Below are 18,401 nucleotides of genomic sequence, written 5' to 3' on the forward strand. Positions count from 1 at the left end.
TCTTCATGTCCGCCACGCATTCCTCCAGGCTCCAGGCCGTCGTCTTCGACTGGGCCGGCACCATCCTCGACTTCGGCTCCTGCGCGCCCATGGGCGCCTTCGTGAAGCTGTTCGAGCAGTTCGGCATCGAGATCACCATCGCCGAGGCGCGCGGCCCGATGGGCATGGCCAAGTGGGACCACATCAAGGCGCTGGGCTCGCTGCCGCGCATCGCCGCGCAGTGGGAAGCGAAGCACGGCCATGCCTTCAGCGATGCCGACGTCGACCGGCTCTACGAGGTGTTCACGCCGATGAATGCCGCCAGCGCGCGCGACCATGCCGACTTCATCCCGGGCGCGCTCGATGCGGTGGCCGCCGCGCGTGCGCGCGGTCTGAAGATCGGCTCGACCACCGGCTACAACCGCCCGATCATGGAGGTGGTCACGGCCATCGCCGCGCAGGGTGGCTACGTGCCCGACAACCTCGTGTGCGCGGGCGACCTCGCGGCCGGCCGGCCTTCGCCGCTGATGATGTACCGCTGCTTCGCCGACCTCGGCGTGTGGCCGGCCCACGCCGTGGTGAAGGTCGACGACACCGGCGTGGGCCTCGAGGAAGGCCTGAACGCCGGCACCTGGGCCGTGGGCCTCGCGGTCAGCGGCAACGTGATGGGGCTGACCCTGGCCGAATGGCAGGCGCTCGGCGCCGACGAGCAGCAGGCACGCCGCGAGCAGGCCACCGAGCAGCTGAAGGCGGCCGGCGCCCACTACGTGATCGACAGCGTGGCCGAGCTCATGCCGGTGCTCGACGACATCGAGCGCCGCCTCGCGGCCGGCGAGCGGCCCGGGCGCTGAGTTCCGTTTTCACGGCGGCGCGATCGGGCCCGCGTCCGACTTGACCGCCCATCGAGCGGGCCTAGCATGCCCGCCATGCGACACCTCTTCCTCGCACTCTGCTGCTGCCTCGGCCTGATGGCCGCCGGCTGCGACGACAAGCCCAGGCCGGGCGGTCCGATGCCCAAGGCCTCGGCCGCGCAGCCGCTCGTCGCGCCGTCGCAGGCCTGACGCGCACCGGCGCATGGCGGCGCCGCCGACGCGCGGCGCGGTGCGCTCGTGCGCCAGCGCGGCTTGCCTTGTATGCTCGACCTCGCCGTCTTCCCGACGGACGCATGCAAGACAAGAAAGAGAACGATGACGGAGACGCTCGCCGCACGCCACCCCTCCCACCAGCCCGATTCGCGCTACGCCATGGTGCGGCTCGGCCTCACGCTGCTGATCATGACCGTCGGCAGCAGCGGCATGTACGTGGTGTCGGTGATGCTGCCCTCGGTGCAGGCCGAGTTCGGCATCGACCGCGCGCAGGCCTCGCTGCCCTACACGCTGCTGATGCTGGGCTTCGGCATCGGCGGCGTGCTGATGGGCAAGCTGGCCGACCGCTTCGGCATGATGTGGCCGCTGCTCGGCGGCGCGGTCTGCCTCGGGCTCGGCTACGTCGCCTCGGGCCTCGCGGGCGGCATCGTCTCCTTCACCATCGCCCAGACCCTGCTGGTCGGCCTGCTCGGCAGCTCGGTGGCCTTCGCGCCGCTGGTGGCCGACACCTCGCTGTGGTTCGTCAAGCGGCGCGGCATCGCGGTGGCGATCTGCGCCAGCGGCAACTACGTGGCGGGCGCGGTGTGGCCTCCGATCGTGCAGCACTTCATCGAGACCGTGGGCTGGCGCCAGACCTACATCGGCATGGGCCTGTTCTGCAGCGTCACGATGGTGGCGCTGGCCTTCTTCTTCCGCGCGCGTGCGCCGGCCGCGGTGGCCACGCCGCCCGTGGCGGGCCCCGGTGGCGCCGCGGTGCGCAACCTCGCGCGGCCCTTCGGCTTCAGCGCCGGTACGGCGCAGGGCCTGCTGTGCGTGGCGGGCGTGGCCTGCTGCGTGGCGATGGCGATGCCGCAGGTGCACATCGTGGCCTACTGCAGCGACCTCGGCTTCGGCGCCGCGCGCGGCGCGCAGATGCTCTCGCTGATGCTGGCCTTCGGCGTGGTGAGCCGGCTGGTGTCGGGCGCCATCTGCGACCGCATCGGCGGGCTGCGCACGCTGCTGCTCGGCGGCGCGCTGCAGTGCGTGGCGCTGCTGCTGTTCCTGCCCTTCGACGGCCTGGTGCCGCTGTACGTGGTGTCGGCGCTGTTCGGCCTGTTCCAGGGCGGCATCGTGCCCTCGTACGCGATCATCGTGCGCGAGCACTTCCCGGCCTCCGAGGCGGGCGCGCGCGTGGGCACGGTGCTGATGTTCACGCTGTTCGGCATGGCGCTCGGCGGCTGGATGTCGGGCAAGGTGTTCGACCTCACGGGCAGCTACCACGCGGCCTTCCTCAACGGCATCGCCTGGAACCTCGTCAACGTCTCGATCGCGGCCTTCCTGCTCTACCGCGTCATGGGGCGCGGCCGCCGCGTCGCGCCGGCCTGAGCCAGCGCCCGGGCGGCTGGAGGCGGCAGAGTATATTCAAGCCACAATCCCACCGAGCCGACCCCCGATGCCCGCCTCCAAGCCCACCGCCCGCCGACCCGAGGTCCGTCCGCGCGCGCGCCGTGCCGCCCATGCGGAACCGGCGTTGCGCGACGAGGCGCAGGGCACGCGCGCCGACACGCTGACCGACCAGGTCTACCAGCGGCTGCGCCAGTCGCTGATGACCGGCGCGCTGCTGCCCGAGCAGGTGCTGACCGTGCGCGGCGTGGCCGAGAGCCAGGGCGTGAGCCTGACGCCGGTGCGCGAGGCGGTGCAGCGGCTGGTGGTGGAGCACGGGCTCGAGGTGGTCAACGGCCGCACCATCCGCGTGCCGCGCCTCGACGTCGAGACCTACCGCGAGATCCTGAAGATCCGCATGGAGCTCGAATGCCTGGCGGCCAAGGAGGCCGCGCCGCGCATCTCGAACGACGAGATCGAGCGCCTCGACGGCGTGGTGCAGGCGCACCTGGCGGCCATCCAGGCCGGCGACGCGCACCGCACCCTGCTCGAGAACACCGAATTCCATCTCTCGATATATCGAGCCTCGGGTCAGGCCATCCTGATCCGCATCATCGAGAGCCTGTGGCTGCGCGTCGGCCCCACGCTGAACCTGCTGTTCCCGCAGTACTGCGGCAGTCTCACGGGCCACGAGACGCATCTGACCGCGATGGATGCCCTGCGCCGGCGCGACGGCGACGCGCTCGGGCAGGCGATGCGCGACGACCTGACGCACGGCTCGCGCTACCTGATCCGGCTGCTCAAGCCCTGAAAAAACGACTGGCGCGGGTTTTTGCGTAGACAGAATATATTCTGATCGCCTAAAGTGCGGCCCAAGGCCTCGTTGCCGGGGCTCCAGTTCCTTCGTCTGTTCGAAGAAAGGCCGTCGCATGAAGTTGAATCTCTCCCGCCGCGAGTTCCACCTGGCCAGCGCCCACATGCTGCTGGCCTCCTCCGCCGGCTCGCTGCTGCTCGGGGCCTCGGGCCCGGCCGCCGCGCAGTCGCGCTCGGTCAAGCTCGGCACCTTCGGCGCCATCGATGCGCAGAACTACATCCGCGCGAAGAACATGGCGGCCAAGACCTTCGGCGCCGGCACCAGTGCCGACTTCGTGACCGTGCGCGCGGGCTCCGAGGTGATCGCGGCCATGGCCGGCGGCAGCCTCGACATGTGCAACATCGGCTCCAGCCCGATGATGGTCGGCTACGCCAACGGGCTGAAGGCCTCGATGGTCTACGTCTACAAGAACATCGTCGACAGCGAATGCCTGGTGGTGCAGGGCAACTCGGGCATCACCACGGTGGCGGGGCTCAAGGGCAAGAAGATCGGCCTGCCGTTCAACACCTCGGTGCACTTCGCGGCGGTGGCGGCGCTCAAGACCGCGGGCATCGGGCTGGCGGACGTGCAGCTCATCAACATGCGCGCCGACCAGATCGCCTCGGCCTGGCAGCGCCGCGAGATCGATGCCAGCTACATCTGGGTGCCGGTGCTGCCGCGCCTGACCGAGGACGGCGGCAAGATCATCTTCAAGACCGGCGACCTCAACAAGAACAACCTGCTGATCTTCGACGGCCTGCTGGTGCGCGACGAGTTCAAGCAGAAGTCGCCCGACCTGGTGCTGGCCTTCCTCAAGGACTACGAGCAGATCGCGCGCACCTTCAAGCAGGAACCGAAGGAAGTGGTCGAGACCATGACCAAATTCCTCAACGTCGACGAGGCCGCGGTGATGCGCTCGCTCAACACCTTCTACCCGGTGCCCGCGCGCGAGCAGCTGCAGAGCCACTGGATGGGCAAGCCCGGCGAGAAGGACACGGGCGTGCTCAAGACCTTGCAGACGCAGGCGCAGTTCCTGCTGGAGTCGGCGCAGATCTCGGCCATGCCGAAGGACCTGAGCGGGCTCGTCGATTCGAGCTTCGTCGCCAAGATGGCCGCCTGAGGCCATGGGACTGCCACCGCAGCAGGCGGGCACGCCCAAGGTCCGTTTCGAGGAAGTCTCCAAGCGCTTCGGCGACGGCCCCGACGCGGTGCAGGCGCTGGAGCCGATCACGCTCGACATCGCCGAGGGCGCCTTCACCTGCCTGCTCGGCCCCTCGGGCTGCGGCAAGAGCACGCTGCTGAACATCCTCGCGGGCTTCGAGCAACCCACGGCCGGCCGCGTGCTGATGGACGGCCAGCCGGTGCGCGGCCCCGATCCGCGCCGCGGCGTGGTGTTCCAGCAGGGCGCGCTGTTCACCTGGATGCGCGTGATCGACAACGTGGCCTTCGGGCCGCTGGCCACGGGCAAGTCGGCCGCCGAGGCCACGCGCATCGCCTCGAAGTACCTCGAGATGGTCGGCCTCACGAGCTTTGCGAGGCGCTATCCCTACGAGCTCTCGGGCGGCATGCAGCAGCGCGTGGGCATCGCGCGCGCGCTCGCCAATTCGCCCGAGATCCTGCTGATGGACGAGCCCTTCGCCGCGCTCGACGCGCAGACGCGCGAGCTGCTGCAGGAGGAGATCAAGCGCATCTGGCACGAGACGCGCAAGACCGTGCTGTGGATCACCCACAGCATCGACGAGGCGCTGTTCCTCGCCACCGAGATCGTCGTGATGTCGGCGCGGCCCGGGCGCATCAAGGCGAAGTTCCATCCCGGCTTCGCGCAGAGCGACGACCCGGCCGTGGTTGCGAGCGCGGAGTTCGCGCGCATGAAGGCCGAGATCTTCGGCCTGCTGCGCGAGGAGGCGCTGGCCGCGCAGCACCAGGAGGCTCAGCGATGAGCGCCGCACCGAACCGGCCGAACGGCGCCCGCGGCCGCGCGCGCTGGATCAACCTCGGCTCCTTCGCCGCGCTGTTCGTGCTGTGGCTGCTGATCACCGTGCCGATCGTGGGCGACCAGCCGCTGGTCGCGCCGTTGTTCCTGCCTTCGCCGATGTCGGTGTGGAACACCTTTTTGCAGCTCATGCAGAACGGCTACCAGGGCAAGACGCTCGCGCACCACCTGGGCATCAGCCTGTTCCGCTTCGGCGTGGCCTTCGGGCTCACGGTGCTGGTGGCCGTACCGCTGGGGCTGTGGATGGGCATGAACGAGACCGTGAAGGCGCTGCTCGATCCGCCGATCGAGATCACGCGGCCGATGCCCAAGCTCGCGCTGCTGCCGCTGCTCATCATCTGGTTCGGCATCGGCGAGGTCTCGAAGATCGTGATCATCGTGCTCGCGCTGTTCCCGATCCTCTCGATCAGCGCCATGCAGGCGGTGCGCGCGGTGGGCCGGCGCAAGGTGCAGGCCGCGATGGCGCTCGGTGCCTCGCGCACCATGATCTTCCGGCGCGTGATCTTCCCGGCCAGCCTGCCGGGCATCTTCACCGGCATCCGCGTGAGCATCGGCCTGGGCGTGACCATGCTGGTGGGCGCCGAGATGATCGCCACCAACGCGGGCATCGCCTACATGGCGATGTCGGCCTCCGACTTCCTGCTCACCAACGTCGTGATCGTCGGCGCGCTGATCATGGCGATCCTCGGCTACCTGCTCGACCTGCTGGCGCGGGCGCTCGAAAACAAGGTCGTCCACTGGGGCGGCAAGGAAGGATGAAGCGACCATGGCATTGACATTCCCCGAGCAAGGCGCGTCCTGGCCCGAGCTGCAGCGGCGGCTCGAGGAGGCCGGCCGCGGCGACGCCGACTGGCGCAACGGCCGCGTGCCGATGTTCATCCACTACGCGGGCGAGGACGTGCTCGAGGTGGCCAAGAAGGCCTACCTGATGTACTTCTCCGAGAACGGCCTGGGCCCGCGCGCCTTCGCGAGCCTCGCGACCTTCGAGCGCGAGGTGGTGGAGATGGGCCTTTCGCTGCTGCATGGCGGTGCCGAGTCGCGCGGCGCCATGACCACCGGCGGCACCGAGAGCATCTTCCTCGCGGTCAAGTGCGCGCGCGACCGCGCGCTGGCGCGGCGCCCCGGCATGGCGAAGCCCGAAATCCTGATGCCGCAGAGCGCGCACCCGGCCTTCGACAAGGCCGCGCACTTCCTCGGCCTGGTGCCGGTGCGCACGCCGCTGGCGGCCGACTTCCGCGCCGACCCGGCGGCGATGCGCGCCGCCTTCACGCCCGACACCGCGATGGTGGTGGGCTCGGCGCCGGCCTTTCCGCACGGCGTGGTCGATCCCATTCCCGAGATCGCGGCACTGGCGCGCGAGCACGGCTGCTGGATGCATGTCGATGCCTGCGTGGGCGGCTACTTCGCGCCGTTCGCGCGCGAGCTCGGCGCCGACATTCCCGACTTCGATTTCGCGGTCGAGGGCGTGACCTCGATCTCGGCCGACCTGCACAAGTACGGCTACACCGCCAAGGGCGCCTCGACCCTGTTCTTCGCCGATCCCGAGGCCTTCGCGCTGATGGGCTACTACTTCGACGACTGGCCGCGCGGCCAGTACTTCACCCACACGCTGGTGGGCACGCGCGCGGGCGGCGCCATCGCCGCGGCCTGGGCGGTGATGAACTACCTGGGCCATGCGGGCTATCTGCGCGTCACCGAGCGCGTGCTCGCGACGCGGCGCGCGATGCAGCAGGGCCTCGATGCGCTGGGCCTGCCCACGCTGGGCCGGCCCGAGCTGTCGATCTTCGCCTTCGGCTCGCCCGAACGCGACATGGGCGCCGTCGGCCGCGGCCTCGGCGCGCGCGGCTGGACCGTGGGTTACGTGAAGAACCCCGACGGCATCCACCACATGCTGAACCTCACGCACGAGCCGGTGGTGGGGCAGTACCTGGGCGACGTGGCGGCGGTGCTGGAGGATCCGGCGACCCTGGCGAGCGGCGCGGCGAGCGCGGTGAAGGCGCAGTACTGAGCTGCCCCCGGTTCAGATGTTCGTGCTCGACGGAATCCGGCTCGGCAGCAGGTGCTCGTAGGGCCGCGAGCGCGTGGTGTTGCGCTGCTTGATCGTCGTTTCGATGTTCGCCAGCGCCGCGCGGAAGCGCTCGAGCGGCCCGCCCTGGCCCGCGATCGCGGGATCGATCAGCACCGGCAGGTGCGGAAAGGCATTGTCCTTGTACTCGCCGAGCGGCCGGTAGTAGACGCCGCCGAGGATGTGGAACAGCAGGATCTGCTCCTGCGCCGCGAGCCGCGCGGGCAGCATCTGCGACCAGGTGGCCTCCGACTGGCCGGCCGTCGAGGCGGGCGCCGGCGTGCCGGCCATGCCCGCGCTGAAGGGCGCATAGGTCATCACCGAGAGCTGCGGGAAGTTCACGGCCGCATGCTGCGCACTCGTGTTGAAGACGATGGCCGTGATCACGTCGGCCAGCCTGGCGCGCGTGGAAATCGCCGGCAGCCCCTTCACCTTGCCGTGGGTCGAGAGGTCGACGGCCCAGGCCTGCAGCTCATGGTCGCCGCTCACGTCGGCGTCGCTGAGGTAATAGGTCGCGACGTAGTCGCCGACCCATTGCGCGATCGCGTTCCACAGCAGCAGCGCGTCGTCGCGGTACGGGTACTCGGGCAGCTCGCCCGGGTTGTCGACGCCGCGCGCGCGCAGCTCGTCGGGCAGCATCAGGTTGGCCTGGAAGTCGTAGGCCAGGCGGTCGCGGCCGCACTCGCGCTGCAGGGTCTCGATCGGCGCCGCGAGGATGCCGTCGCCCGTGGTCAGCGGCGCCATGATGATCAGCGTGGCCGCCTCGTTGATGAACATCGCGCCCTCGAGGTGCGGCGACAGCAGGCGGCTCAGCGGATGCGCGGTCGCGAGCTGGCGCTGCGTGGCCATCGCGAAGGCCTCCGACATCAGGTGCGTGCGGCCCAGGTGCACGAACATCTCGTGGTAGTTGAAGTCGGCCACTTGCACCGTGGTCTTGGCCGACTGCCAGGCCCAGTAGGCCTCGGCGTTCGAGGCGTCGTCCACGCGCAGGAAGATCGGATGCTGCGCCGGGTTCTGGCCGCACTGGATGGCCACGGGCACCAACGAACGGCCGGCCCTGGGCCGCGCGAACAGCGCGACCGGCATGAAGACATAGGCGGTGCCGGTCAGCGGCTTGGTTACCGGGCCCGTGGGCGCCATGTCGCCCAGGCCCTCGTAGTCGAGCAGATAGAGGCGGCCCTCGGCGGCCGCGTCGGCGAGGCTGTCGGCGTTGCCCATGGCCTGCCGGTACTGCGCGCCGGTCAGCGGGAACTTCGAGGGCAGCACGCTGGCCTTGCGGATCAACATCGGGTTCGGGCCGGCCACGCGCATCCAGGCGAACAGCGCGTTGTCGCGGAAGACCTGCGCGATCGACGGCTTCTCGATGGTCGCGAACAGCGCGTCGTACTGCGCCACGGTGCGCGGCCCGCCGAGCAGGCCCTGCGTCATCAGGTCCTGGTGCACCTGGCGCAACTGGGTGGCGATGTCGCCCGCGGTGCCGGTCAGCGTGCCCAGCAGCGCGAGTGCCGCGGCCGGCAGCGTGAGCAGGCCGGCGTTCTGCGACAGCAGCTGCGCGAAGCTGGCCTGAAGGCTCGAAAGCCGCGTGCGCAGGTTGTCGAGCGTCTGCAGGCTGCCGCTGGCGAGCGGGCTGGTGGCGAAGGAGGCCGCGAAGTTCACGGCCGCCTCGAGCGCGCGCGATAGCGTCAGCAACTGGTGCTCGAGCGCCGGCAGCTCGGCCGGCGGCACGACAGTGCCCATCGGCACGCCCGCGAGGTTGAGGTGCGACTCGGTCCAGAGGTAGGTGGCCTGCCGGCTCACCAGCTCGAGCCGGCGCAAGGTGGCGCTGATCGGATCGATCTTCTGCGGCAAGGTGGGCTTGAGCACCGGCAGCGCGGCCGAGGCGGTGGATGGCGCGCCGGCCAGCAGGCTGCCGAATCCCGCTGCGGTGCCGGCCGCGGCCGCGCCCTTGAGGAGTTCTCTGCGTTTCATCGCTGGTGTTCCCTGTTGTTGTCGTGAATCCGGGCACCGGCCGATGTCGAACTTATAGGGCCGGCAAAATCGAACGATCGTTCTATTCGAGCCAGCGGATTCTGCGGACGAGGCATGACGCCCGCAATGCGGGTAGCTGCCTAGGGCGAAGGTTTGCATCCGGCGTGGCGAAAGCGCACGCCGGTCAGGTGCTGTTCAGCGTCTCAGGCCGTGTGCGGATGCCGCGCGCGCTCGTACAGCGTGCGCGCGAGCTCGCGGTGCCGCGCGAGCAGCGGCGGCAGCTCGAGATCGACGAAGCGGCCCGCGCGGATGCGCACCTGGCCGTCGATGATGCTGAGCGCGGCCGAGGCCGGCGTGCAGAACACCAGCGCCGCCACCGGGTCGTGCCCCGCGCCCGCGTGCGACACGCCGCGCAGGTCGAAGCCCACCATGTCGGCCGACATGCCCGGCGCGAGCGCGCCGATGTCGTCGCGGCCCAGCACGCGCGCGCCGCCCAGGGTCGCGATCTCGAGCGCCTCGCGCGCCGTCATCGCGGCCGGGCCATGGCCCACGCGCTGCAGCAGCATGGCCTGGCGCGCCTCGCCGAGCAGGTGGGCGCCGTCGTTCGAGGCGCTGCCGTCCACCCCCAGGCCCACCGGCACGCCGGCGCGGCGCATGGCGCCGATGGGCGCGATGCCTGAGGCCAGCCGCATGTTCGAGCACGGGCAGTGGGCCACGCCGGTGCCGGTGTGGCCGAACAGGGCGATGCCCGCGGGGTCGAGCTTTACGCAGTGCGCATGCCAGACGTCGCGGCCGACCCAGCCCAGGTCCTCGGCGTACTCGGCCGGCGTCATGCCGAACTTCTCGCGCGAGTAGGCGACGTCGTTGTCGTTCTCGGCCAGGTGCGTGTGCAGCGACACGCCGCGCTCGCGCGCGAGCAGCGCCGAGTCGCGCATGAGCTCGCGCGAGACCGAGAACGGCGAGCAGGGTGCGAGCACGATGCGCCGCATCGAGTGGCGCGAGGCATCGTGCCAGCGGTCGATCAGCCGTTCGCTGTCGCGCAGGATCGCGGCCTCGCTCTCCACCACCTCGTCGGGCGGCAGGCCGCCGGCGCTGCGGCCCACGCTCATGCTGCCGCGCGCGGCATGGAAGCGCATGCCCATCGCGGTGGCGGCCTCGATCGAATCGTCGAGCCGCGCGCCGTTGGGGAACAGGTAGAGGTGGTCGCTGGTGGTGGTGCAGCCCGAGAGCATCAGCTCGGCCATCGCGGTCTGGGTCGACACGCGGATCATCTCGGGCGTGAGCCGCGCCCACAGCAGGTAGAGGTTGGTGAGCCAGCCGAACAGCTCGGCGTCCTGCGCCTCGGGTACCGCGCGCGTAAGGCTCTGGTACATGTGGTGGTGCGTGTTTACCAGCCCCGGCATCAGCACGTGGCCGTGCAGGTCGATGGCCTCGGCACCGCCGCTGCGCAACGCCTCGAGGTAGACCGGCGGCAGCTCGGCCGTGGCACCAACCCAGGCGATGGCCGGCCCGTCGATCACCAGCGCGCCATCGGCGATCTCGCGCCGCGCGGCGTCCATGGTGACGAGCACGTCGGCGTGGCGCAGCACGCGCAACGGCCGGGGCGAGGAAGCGGTGGAGGAAGTCATGTCATTCGGTTCCGTGCGAGGTGCGTGCCGCCAGTGTGAAGGAACGCTCCCTCGACTGCACGCCGTTGTAGAAGAGATTGAGCAGCACCGCGGCGACGGTGCCGAGCACGATGCCGCTGTGCGTCAGCGGATGGGTCCAGGCCGGGAAGTGCTGGAAGAAGTTCGGCGACAGCGTGGGAATCAGGCCGAGGCCGACCGAGATCGCGATCACGTAGAGCGCGTGGCGCTCGCGCGCGTAGTCGATGCTGCCGAGGATGCGGATGCCGGTGGCCGCGACCATGCCGAACATCACGATGCCCGCGCCGCCGAGCACGAAGGAGGGTACGGAGGCCACCACGTGCGCGACCTTGGGGAACAGCGCGAGCGCGATCAGCAGCACGCCGCCGCCGGCCGCCACGTAGCGCGAGCGCACGCCCGTGACCGTGACCAACCCCACGTTCTGCGAGAACGAGGTGTAGGGGAAGGTGTTGAACACGCCGCCGATCACCGTGCCCAGGCCGTCGGCGCGCAGGCCGCGCGAGAGCGCGTCGGTGTCGACCTTGCGGCCCGTGATCTCGCCGAGCGCGAGGAACATGCCGGTCGATTCGACCAGGGTGATCAGCATCACGATGCACATCGAGGCGATGGCCGTGAGCTCGAAGCGCGGCAGGCCGAAGTGGAAGGGCGTGGTCAGGGCCATCCAGCTCGCTTCCTCGAGCCCGTCGAACTGCATGCGGCCGAGCGCCAGCGACAGCAGCACGCCGAAGACGATGCCCAGCAGCACCGCGATGTTGGCGATGAGGCCCTTGCCGAAGCGCGTGATCGCGATGATCGCCGCCAGCACGGCCGCGGCGATGGCGAGCTTCACCGGCTCGCCGTAGGCCGGGTTGGCCACCGCATGCGCCACGCCCTCGATGCTGCGCGTCGAGGTGGGCTGCCCGCCCGCGGCCCAGTGGATCGCCACCACCATCAGCGAGACGCCGATCAGCGTGATGACCGTGCCCGTCACCAGCGGCGGGAACACGCCGAGCACGCGCCCCATCAGCGGCGCGAGCGCGATGCCGAACAGCCCCGCCACGATGGTGGCGCCGTAGATCGCGGGCAGGCCCAGCGAGGGATCGATGCCGATGGCGATCATCGGGCCCACGGCCGCGAAGGTCACCCCCATCATCACCGGCATTCGGATGCCGAAGCGCCAGAAGCCGATGGCCTGCACCAGCGTGGCGATGCCGGCGGCGAGCAGGTCGGCATTGATGAGGAAGGCGATGTCGGCCTTCGAGAGGCCGAGCGCGCCGCCCACGATCAGCGGCACCGCCACCGTGCCCGCGTACATCACGAGCACGTGCTGCAGGCTCAGCGCGCCGCAGCGCACCAGGGGAAGCTTCTGGTCGACCCCTTCGCCGTCTCCTGCTGGGGTCTTTTTCTTGTCGTTCGAAAGCATGGGACTTTTCCTTCCGGCCGATGACCGGCGCGGCAGTCTAGGAGCCATGCCTTCGAACGCGCAAAGTCAATAAATGGCGCGCCCCGTGCACAAAAAGTGGACGGCCCCCGGCGCGGGCCTCAAGGCGCGAGCAGCTCGTCGAGGCAGGCCGTCACGTGGTTCGCGAACAGCTCGGCCGCGGGGCTCGGTGACTGCGCGGCGCGGGTCTCGAGCGTGAGCGTCTGCGCCGGCAGGGTGGCGTCGCGCAGCGGCACGAAGACCAGCGAGCCGTCGTGCATCTCCTCGGCCACGTCGAGCCGGTTGAGCAGCGTGATGCCCTCGCCCTCGCGCACCAGGCGGCGCATCAGCGCGGTGGAGGTGGTCTCGATGACCGGCGAGGCGCGCAGGCCCGAGCGTTCGAAGGCGGCGTCGATGATCGGCCGGATCGACAGCGAGGGCGCGGGCAACAGCAGCGGATGGCCCACGCACTCGGCCAGCACGGTGCTCGCATGGGCCGTGAGCGCATGGCCGGGCGGCACCACCGCGCCGATCGGCCACTCACTGGCGAACAGCGTGCGAAAACCTGCGGTGGCGGGCACGTCGTAGGCCAGCGCGAGGTCGGCATCGCCTTCGCGCACGCCGTGCAGCACGGCCGCGATCGGCAGGCCCAGCAGCTTGAGCTGGATGCCGGGATGGGCCGCGCGAAAGCGCCGCACCACGCCCGGCAGGAAGGCGTCGGCGAGCCCGGCGGTGGTGGCCAGCGTGACCTCGCCCTGGCGCAGCCCGCGCATGGCCTCGATGCGCTGGCGCACCCCGTCGAACTCGCGCAGCGTGCCGCGCGCATGCGCCAGCACCAGCTCGCCCACCGGCGTGAGCTTGAGCGTGTTGTGGATGCGCTCGAACAGCGGCGCGCCCAGCTCCTCCTCGAGGTTGAGGATCTGCCGGTTGATCGCGGTCGGCACCACGTGCAGCTGCGCGGCCGCCTTGCGGATCGAACCCGCGCGAACCACCTCGACGAAGTACCGGACCACCTTGGCGTGCATGACATCTCCCGCGCCACCGTGGGCGCGGGGGGATCATGCATGCGGGCTCAGAGGTCGGGCAAGCCCAGCGCGGGATCGCTGACCGAATGCTTGCCGGTCTCGACGCGGCCGGCGAAGCGGCGGTAGTAGGCCGGATCGGCATCGCAGGTGACGGCGAAGTCGTACCACTGTCCGCTGGCCGCGAGCTCCCAGTGCAGCTCGGCCTTGGCGCCGCCCGCGACGGTCGCGCTCCATGGGCCGTCGTCGCGGTAAGCCTTGGCGCGCACGCTGAACTTCGCCGCGGCCTGGCCGCCGTTCATCATCTCGAGGTAGACGTTGCCGTTGGCGATGTCGTAGCACACGCGCAGCTCGGGCACGGCCGCGCCGCCGGCGCGCAATGCGTTGAGGTCGCCCTGGAAATGGCGGTGGTAGCCGTTGGGGCCGAGCACCCAGAGGTCGTAGCGGCCGGCGTTGTCGGCGGTCGCGTTCCAGCGGTCGTCGAGCGACTTGCCGGCTTCGACCATGTAGCGGCGCGGCAGGCGGTCGAGGTTGAGCCGGTCGTAGACATGGAACACGGCGGCCGCGTTGCCGGTGTTGGCGAACAGCAGCTGCAGCGTGCCGCCGGCCGCGTCGGCCCTGGCGCTGGTGTGCAGCTCGTAGGGCAGCGCGCGCGAGGGCCGCGTGCCGGTGGCCTGGCGCGGCAGCAGGCCGTTGGCCGGCGGCGTGACCTGCGGCAGCGCCTGCTGCGCGGCGCGCAGCTGGTCGGCCTCGGCCTTGGTGCGGCGGCCCGCGAGCGTGGGCAGCGCCTCGCCGTTGGGATTGGCGAAGTTGAAGGCGCTCGTGAGGTCGCCGTTGACCGCGCGGCGGAACGGGCCGATGTTGCTTTCCTTCACGCCGAAGCGGGCCTCGACGAAACGCAGCACCGAGGTGTGGTCGAAGGTCTGCGAGTTGACCCAGCCGCCGCGGCTCCAGGGCGAGATCACGTACATCGGCACGCGCATGCCGGGGCCGTAGACGTTGCCGTCGGGCGTGGGCTGCGACTGCGTCATGCCCGGCGGCTTGGGATGGTTGAAGTACTCGAAGCTCAGGTCCGCATCGGACATCGTGGTCTTGCCCGCGAAGGCCTTCACCGAGGGGTCGGCCGATGCGATGGGCGAGGGCGCCGAGGCCGAGGGCACATGGTCGAAGTAGCCGTCGTTCTCGTCGAAGTTCACGAACAGCACGGTCTTGCTCCAGACCTCGGGCACGGCGGTGAGCGCCTCCAGCACCTGCTGGATGTACCACGCGCCCTGCACCGGGCTCGAGGGGCCGGGGTGCTCGGAGTAGACGTCGGGCGGGATCACCCACGACACCGCCGGCAGCCGGCCGGCCTTCACGTCGGCGCGGAAGGCATCCATGATCGCGCCCGCGTCGAAGGCCGCCTGATCGGCCACCGGCAGCGTGTTGGCCGTGCCCTTGTAAAGCGGGTTGCCGGCGTCGTCGCCGGGCGCGTAGGCCGGCGACGCGCCCTGCGGCAGCGAGGTGCTGACCGGCTTGGCCGAGGCCTCGTTGGCCTTGCGGAAGTTCTTGAAGCCCAGCAGCGGATTGCAGCCGTAGTTGTTCGGGATGTTCTGGTAGACCATCCAGCTCACGCCCGCGTCCTGCAGGCGCTCGGCATAGGTCTTCCATTCGTAGCCCTCGGTCGAGGGACCGGTCGAGCTCCAGGCATTGACGTTGTTCACGTAGGCCACGTTGCCGCCGGTGGGGCCGTTGGTGCCGGTCCAGTGGAACGAGCGGTTGGCGTGCGTGCCGGTGTGCATCGCGCAGTGGTAGTCGTCGCAGATCGTGAAGGCGTTGGCCAGCGCGAACTGGAACGGCAGCTCGGCCTCGGCGAGGTAGCCCATCGACTGCACGTAGGGCGCGGTGCTGCTGACCTTCTTGTAGCGCGGCCACTGGTAGAGGCGGCCGCCATCCCAGGCGTTGTGCGAGTCGACCCAGGTGTGCGGCGTGCTGCTCACGCGCTGCGCGTTGCCTTTGCTGCCGTCGAGGTGATAGGGCAGCACCACCTTGCCGTTCTCGTCGAGCTGCTGCCACACGTTGAGCCCGTTGGGCAGCGGGATCGGGAAGCGGTCGCCGAAGCCGCGCACGCCCTGCAGCGTGCCGAAGTAGTGGTCGAACGAACGGTTCTCCTGCATCAGGATCACGATGTGCTCGACGTCCTGGATGGTGCCGGTCTTGTTGTTGGCGGGAATCGCGAGCGCGCGGCGGATGGCCGGCGGAAAGGCCGAGAGCGCGAGCGCGGCGGCGCCGGTGGTGGCGGTGCCGGTGAGGAATTTGCGGCGTGAGGTCATGGTCTTGTCGTGTTGTTTTTCGGGCCGTTGTATCAGGGCGCGCAGCGCATCACGGGCTGCGTGGTGGCGGGCGGGTTCTGCGTGCCGCCGTCGCCCGGGTTGCCCGTGCCGGGCAGTCCGCCGAAGCCGCCGCCGCTGCCGCCACCGCAGGCGGCGAGGGTGCAGGCCAGGATCAGCGCCGGCAGCAGCCGTGCGCGCGAGAAGAAGAGATGCATGGGAAATCCTCGCAGGTGTGTTTTCTTGTGAAGAGGCGACGAGGAGCGCGCCGCCACTGCCACGGTAGGAAGCGGCAATGACAGTCGAGTGAAGAACGAGGCCCAGGTGTAAGCGCGCGTTGCGCCTGCGCGCGCGATGAATACCAAAGCCGGACAGGCAGCGCGCGAAGGGCTCGCGCGTACCGTGTCCGGCTTGGTGGGAAGGCTGCGGGAGCGGGTCCCGAAAGCCTTCAGCGATGCATGCGCCTCAGAGGTCGGCCATGCCCATCGCGGGATCGCTGACCGAGTGCTTGCCGGTCTCGACGCGGCCCGCGAAGCGGCGCGCGAAGATCGGATCGGCATCGCAGCTCACGGCGAAGTCGTACCAGGCGCCGCTCGACGAAAGATCCCAATGCAGCTCGGCCTTGGCGCCGGGCTGCACGGTCGCGGTCCAGGGGCCGTCGTCGCGGTAGGCCTTGGCACGCACCGTGAACTTCGTGGCCTTCTTGCCGCCGTTGAGCAGCTCGAGGTAGACGTTGCCGTTGGCGATGTCGTAGCACACGCGGACTTCGGGGGCGGCCGCGTCGCTCGCGCGCAGGCTGCCGAGGTCGCCCTTGAAGTGGCGGTGGTAGCCGTTCGGGCCGAGCACCCACAGGTCGTAGAAGCCGCTGTTGTCGCGTCCCGCCATCCAGGTGTCGTCGAGCGTCTTGCCGGCCTCGACCATGTAGCGGCGCGGCAGGCGCGCGAGGTTGAGCTTGTCGTAGACGTGGAACACCGCGGCCGCCTTGCCGGTGTTCGCGAACAGCAGCTGCACCGTGCCGTCGAGCGGTGCCGTGCGCGCGCTGGTGTGCAGCTCGTAGGGCAGGGCACGCGAAGGCCGCGTGCCGGTGGTCTGGCGCGGCAGCTGCGGATCGAGCGGCAGCGGCACCTGCGACAGCGCCTCCTGGTTGCGCCGGATCTGGTCGACCTCGGCACGGGTGGCGCGGCCGGTCAGCGTGGGCAGTGCCTCGCCGTTGGGGTTCGCGAAGTTGAAGGCGCTCGTGAGGTCGCCGCACACCGCGCGCCGGAAGGCGCTGATGTTGGGCTCCTGCACGCCGAAGCGGGTTTCGAGGAAGCGCAGCACCGAGGTGTGGTCGAAGGCCTGCGAGCTGACCCAGCCGCCGCGGCTCCACGGCGAGATCACGTACAGCGGCACGCGCGGGCCCGGGCCGTAGACGCGGCCGTCGGCCTTGGGCTGGCCGCCGCTGCCCAGCGGCGCGGCATGCGTGAAGTACTCGGGACCCATCGCCGAGTCCGACAGCGTGGTCTTGCCCGCGTAGCTGCCGTCGCCGTTGGGCGAAGGCGCCGAGGGCGAGGGCAGGTGGTCGAAGTAGCCGTCGTTCTCGTCGAAGTTGATCAGCAGCACGGTCTTGCTCCACACCTCGGGCACGGCAGTGAGCGCGTCCAGCACCTCCTGCAGGAACCAGGCGCCCTGGATCGGGCTCGAGGGACCGGGATGCTCGCAGTAGATCGACGGCGCGTTCATCCAGCAGACCTGCGGCAGCTTGCCTTCGCGGATGTCGCGCTTGAACGCGTCGAGGTAGTCCTCGGGCTTCGTGCCGGGCAGCGTGTTGGCCACGCCCTTGTAGAGCGGGCTCTTCGCATCGTCGGTGGCGCGATCGTAGGCCTTGTAGGGCAGTGCCTGGCCGGTGTCGGCATAGGGCTTGTTGGGCTCGCCGCCGCTGGAGACCGGGTAGCCCGAGTCGATGTTGGCCTTGCGGAACTGGCGGAACGCGCCGAGCATGTTGTCGCCCCATTCGTCGGGCATGTTCTGGTAGCTGATCCAGCGCACGCCTGCATCTTCCAGGCGCTCCGCGTAGGTCTTCCAGGTGTAGCCCACGCCCAGCGAGCCGGGCCGGCCGTCGATCCAGTCCCATTCGTTGCGAACGAAGGCGGTGTTGGTCGCGGTCGGACCGTTGGTGCCCGTCAGGTGGAAGGAGCGGTTGGCGTCGGTGCCGGTGTGCATCGCGCAGTGGTAGGCATCGCAGATCGTGAAGGCATTGGCCAGCGCGAACTGGAACGGGATCTCCGTCGCCTTGTGATAGCCCATGGCCTTGCTGGTCTTGTAGCGCGCCCACTGGTACATGCGCCCGCCGTCCCAGGCGTTCTGGCTGTCGGCCCAGTCGTGCGGCGTGCCGCCGTCGCGCTGCGCATTGCCCTTCGAGCTGTCGAGGTGGTAGGGCAGGATGGCCTTGCCGCTGGCATCGCTCTGCTGCCAGACGTTCATGCCCTTGGGCAGCGGGATGGTGAAGCGGTCGCCGAAGCCACGCACGCCGGCGAGCGTGCCGAAGTAGTGGTCGAACGATCGGTTCTCCTGCATCAGGATGACGACGTGCTCGACGTCCTGGATGGTGCCGGTCTTGTTGTTGGCGGGGATCGCGAGGGCGCGGCGGATGCTCGGCGGGAAGGCCGAGAGCGCGAGCGCGGCGGCGCCGGTGGTGGCGCTGCCGGTGAGGAACTTGCGGCGTGCGTTGTCGGTCATGG

At 70.0% G+C, this 18,401-nt stretch carries 15 protein-coding genes; 8 read left to right on the plus strand and 7 right to left on the minus strand.

What is annotated here, in order from left to right; all coding sequences use genetic code 11:
- Positions 1 to 5 precede the first annotated feature (5 nt).
- From phnX to AC07PU_RS27815, 8 genes are all read left to right on the plus strand, one after another.
- Complete coding sequence (phnX, locus tag AC07PU_RS27780) at positions 6 to 830, plus strand: phosphonoacetaldehyde hydrolase (RefSeq protein ID WP_495321668.1); 825 nt, start codon at positions 6 to 8, stop codon at positions 828 to 830.
- 75 nt (positions 831 to 905) lie between these two features.
- A complete protein-coding gene (locus AC07PU_RS27785; RefSeq protein WP_495321669.1) occupies positions 906 to 1,040 on the plus strand; it encodes a hypothetical protein in 135 nt (44 codons plus the stop codon).
- Between the two features lie 126 nt (positions 1,041 to 1,166).
- On the plus strand, positions 1,167 to 2,429 hold the full coding sequence (locus AC07PU_RS27790; RefSeq protein WP_208512520.1) for an MFS transporter: 1,263 nt from the start codon (positions 1,167 to 1,169) through the stop codon (positions 2,427 to 2,429).
- A gap of 67 nt (positions 2,430 to 2,496) precedes the next feature.
- On the plus strand, positions 2,497 to 3,237 hold the full coding sequence (locus AC07PU_RS27795; protein ID WP_495321670.1) for a GntR family transcriptional regulator: 741 nt from the start codon (positions 2,497 to 2,499) through the stop codon (positions 3,235 to 3,237).
- Positions 3,238 to 3,355: 118 nt separating this feature from the next.
- Positions 3,356 to 4,399, plus strand: a complete 1,044-nt coding sequence (locus AC07PU_RS27800; RefSeq protein ID WP_093355408.1) for a taurine ABC transporter substrate-binding protein — start codon at positions 3,356 to 3,358, stop codon at positions 4,397 to 4,399.
- Positions 4,400 to 4,403: 4 nt separating this feature from the next.
- Positions 4,404 to 5,219: an ABC transporter ATP-binding protein gene (locus AC07PU_RS27805; RefSeq protein ID WP_495321671.1), complete on the plus strand. Its 816-nt coding sequence runs from the start codon at positions 4,404 to 4,406 to the stop codon at positions 5,217 to 5,219.
- Positions 5,216 to 6,031 (plus strand): ABC transporter permease, encoded by an 816-nt coding sequence (locus AC07PU_RS27810; RefSeq protein ID WP_296780635.1) that lies wholly within the window; start codon positions 5,216 to 5,218, stop codon positions 6,029 to 6,031. The genes AC07PU_RS27805 and AC07PU_RS27810 overlap by 4 nt, the downstream gene beginning before the upstream one ends.
- Before the next feature lie 7 nt (positions 6,032 to 6,038).
- Positions 6,039 to 7,280, plus strand: coding sequence for a pyridoxal phosphate-dependent decarboxylase family protein (locus AC07PU_RS27815; RefSeq protein WP_495321672.1), 1,242 nt, complete (start codon positions 6,039 to 6,041; stop codon positions 7,278 to 7,280).
- Between the two features lie 12 nt (positions 7,281 to 7,292).
- Here AC07PU_RS27815 and AC07PU_RS27820 read toward each other — a convergent pair whose 3' ends face one another.
- The 7 genes from AC07PU_RS27820 to AC07PU_RS27850 form a co-directional block, all read right to left on the minus strand.
- Positions 7,293 to 9,305 (minus strand): lipoxygenase family protein, encoded by a 2,013-nt coding sequence (locus tag AC07PU_RS27820; protein ID WP_495321673.1) that lies wholly within the window; start codon positions 9,303 to 9,305, stop codon positions 7,293 to 7,295.
- A 203-nt stretch (positions 9,306 to 9,508) separates the two neighbouring features.
- The gene (locus tag AC07PU_RS27825) at positions 9,509 to 10,933 is read right to left on the minus strand and encodes an 8-oxoguanine deaminase (protein ID WP_495321674.1); all 1,425 of its coding nucleotides are present in this window, start codon (positions 10,931 to 10,933) and stop codon (positions 9,509 to 9,511) included.
- Position 10,934: 1 nt separating this feature from the next.
- A complete protein-coding gene (locus AC07PU_RS27830; RefSeq protein WP_495321675.1) occupies positions 10,935 to 12,353 on the minus strand; it encodes a nucleobase:cation symporter-2 family protein in 1,419 nt (472 codons plus the stop codon).
- Positions 12,354 to 12,472: 119 nt separating this feature from the next.
- Positions 12,473 to 13,375, minus strand: coding sequence for a LysR substrate-binding domain-containing protein (locus AC07PU_RS27835; RefSeq protein WP_208512529.1), 903 nt, complete (start codon positions 13,373 to 13,375; stop codon positions 12,473 to 12,475).
- 47 nt (positions 13,376 to 13,422) lie between these two features.
- The gene (locus AC07PU_RS27840) at positions 13,423 to 15,684 is read right to left on the minus strand and encodes a phosphocholine-specific phospholipase C (protein ID WP_495321676.1); all 2,262 of its coding nucleotides are present in this window, start codon (positions 15,682 to 15,684) and stop codon (positions 13,423 to 13,425) included.
- Positions 15,685 to 15,716: 32 nt separating this feature from the next.
- Positions 15,717 to 15,899 carry a hypothetical protein gene (locus AC07PU_RS27845; RefSeq protein WP_093355428.1) on the minus strand — a complete coding sequence of 61 codons (183 nt, stop codon included), beginning with the start codon at positions 15,897 to 15,899 and terminating at the stop codon, positions 15,717 to 15,719.
- Between the two features lie 247 nt (positions 15,900 to 16,146).
- Positions 16,147 to 18,399 (minus strand): phosphocholine-specific phospholipase C, encoded by a 2,253-nt coding sequence (locus AC07PU_RS27850; RefSeq protein ID WP_495321677.1) that lies wholly within the window; start codon positions 18,397 to 18,399, stop codon positions 16,147 to 16,149.
- Between the last annotated feature and the right edge of the window lie 2 nt (positions 18,400 to 18,401).

The organism is Variovorax sp. GW821-FHT10D07 (genome assembly GCF_059415325.1).

What these genes read in the sequence shown, in the direction of transcription:
- AC07PU_RS27840 (WP_495321676.1), bottom strand. Translation starts at nt 15,684, where the DNA reads ATGACCTCACGCCGCAAATTCCTCACCGGCACCGCCACCACCGGCGCC.
- AC07PU_RS27835 (WP_208512529.1), bottom strand. Translation starts at nt 13,375, where the DNA reads ATGCACGCCAAGGTGGTCCGGTACTTCGTCGAGGTGGTTCGCGCGGGT.
- AC07PU_RS27790 (WP_208512520.1), top strand. Translation starts at nt 1,167, where the DNA reads ATGACGGAGACGCTCGCCGCACGCCACCCCTCCCACCAGCCCGATTCG.
- AC07PU_RS27845 (WP_093355428.1), bottom strand. Translation starts at nt 15,899, where the DNA reads ATGCATCTCTTCTTCTCGCGCGCACGGCTGCTGCCGGCGCTGATCCTG.
- AC07PU_RS27825 (WP_495321674.1), bottom strand. Translation starts at nt 10,933, where the DNA reads ATGACTTCCTCCACCGCTTCCTCGCCCCGGCCGTTGCGCGTGCTGCGC.
- AC07PU_RS27810 (WP_296780635.1), top strand. Translation starts at nt 5,216, where the DNA reads ATGAGCGCCGCACCGAACCGGCCGAACGGCGCCCGCGGCCGCGCGCGC.
- AC07PU_RS27785 (WP_495321669.1), top strand. Translation starts at nt 906, where the DNA reads ATGCGACACCTCTTCCTCGCACTCTGCTGCTGCCTCGGCCTGATGGCC.
- AC07PU_RS27820 (WP_495321673.1), bottom strand. Translation starts at nt 9,305, where the DNA reads ATGAAACGCAGAGAACTCCTCAAGGGCGCGGCCGCGGCCGGCACCGCA.
- AC07PU_RS27830 (WP_495321675.1), bottom strand. Translation starts at nt 12,353, where the DNA reads ATGCTTTCGAACGACAAGAAAAAGACCCCAGCAGGAGACGGCGAAGGG.
- phnX (WP_495321668.1), top strand. Translation starts at nt 6, where the DNA reads ATGTCCGCCACGCATTCCTCCAGGCTCCAGGCCGTCGTCTTCGACTGG.
- AC07PU_RS27815 (WP_495321672.1), top strand. Translation starts at nt 6,039, where the DNA reads ATGGCATTGACATTCCCCGAGCAAGGCGCGTCCTGGCCCGAGCTGCAG.
- AC07PU_RS27795 (WP_495321670.1), top strand. Translation starts at nt 2,497, where the DNA reads ATGCCCGCCTCCAAGCCCACCGCCCGCCGACCCGAGGTCCGTCCGCGC.
- AC07PU_RS27805 (WP_495321671.1), top strand. Translation starts at nt 4,404, where the DNA reads ATGGGACTGCCACCGCAGCAGGCGGGCACGCCCAAGGTCCGTTTCGAG.
- AC07PU_RS27800 (WP_093355408.1), top strand. Translation starts at nt 3,356, where the DNA reads ATGAAGTTGAATCTCTCCCGCCGCGAGTTCCACCTGGCCAGCGCCCAC.
- AC07PU_RS27850 (WP_495321677.1), bottom strand. Translation starts at nt 18,399, where the DNA reads ATGACCGACAACGCACGCCGCAAGTTCCTCACCGGCAGCGCCACCACC.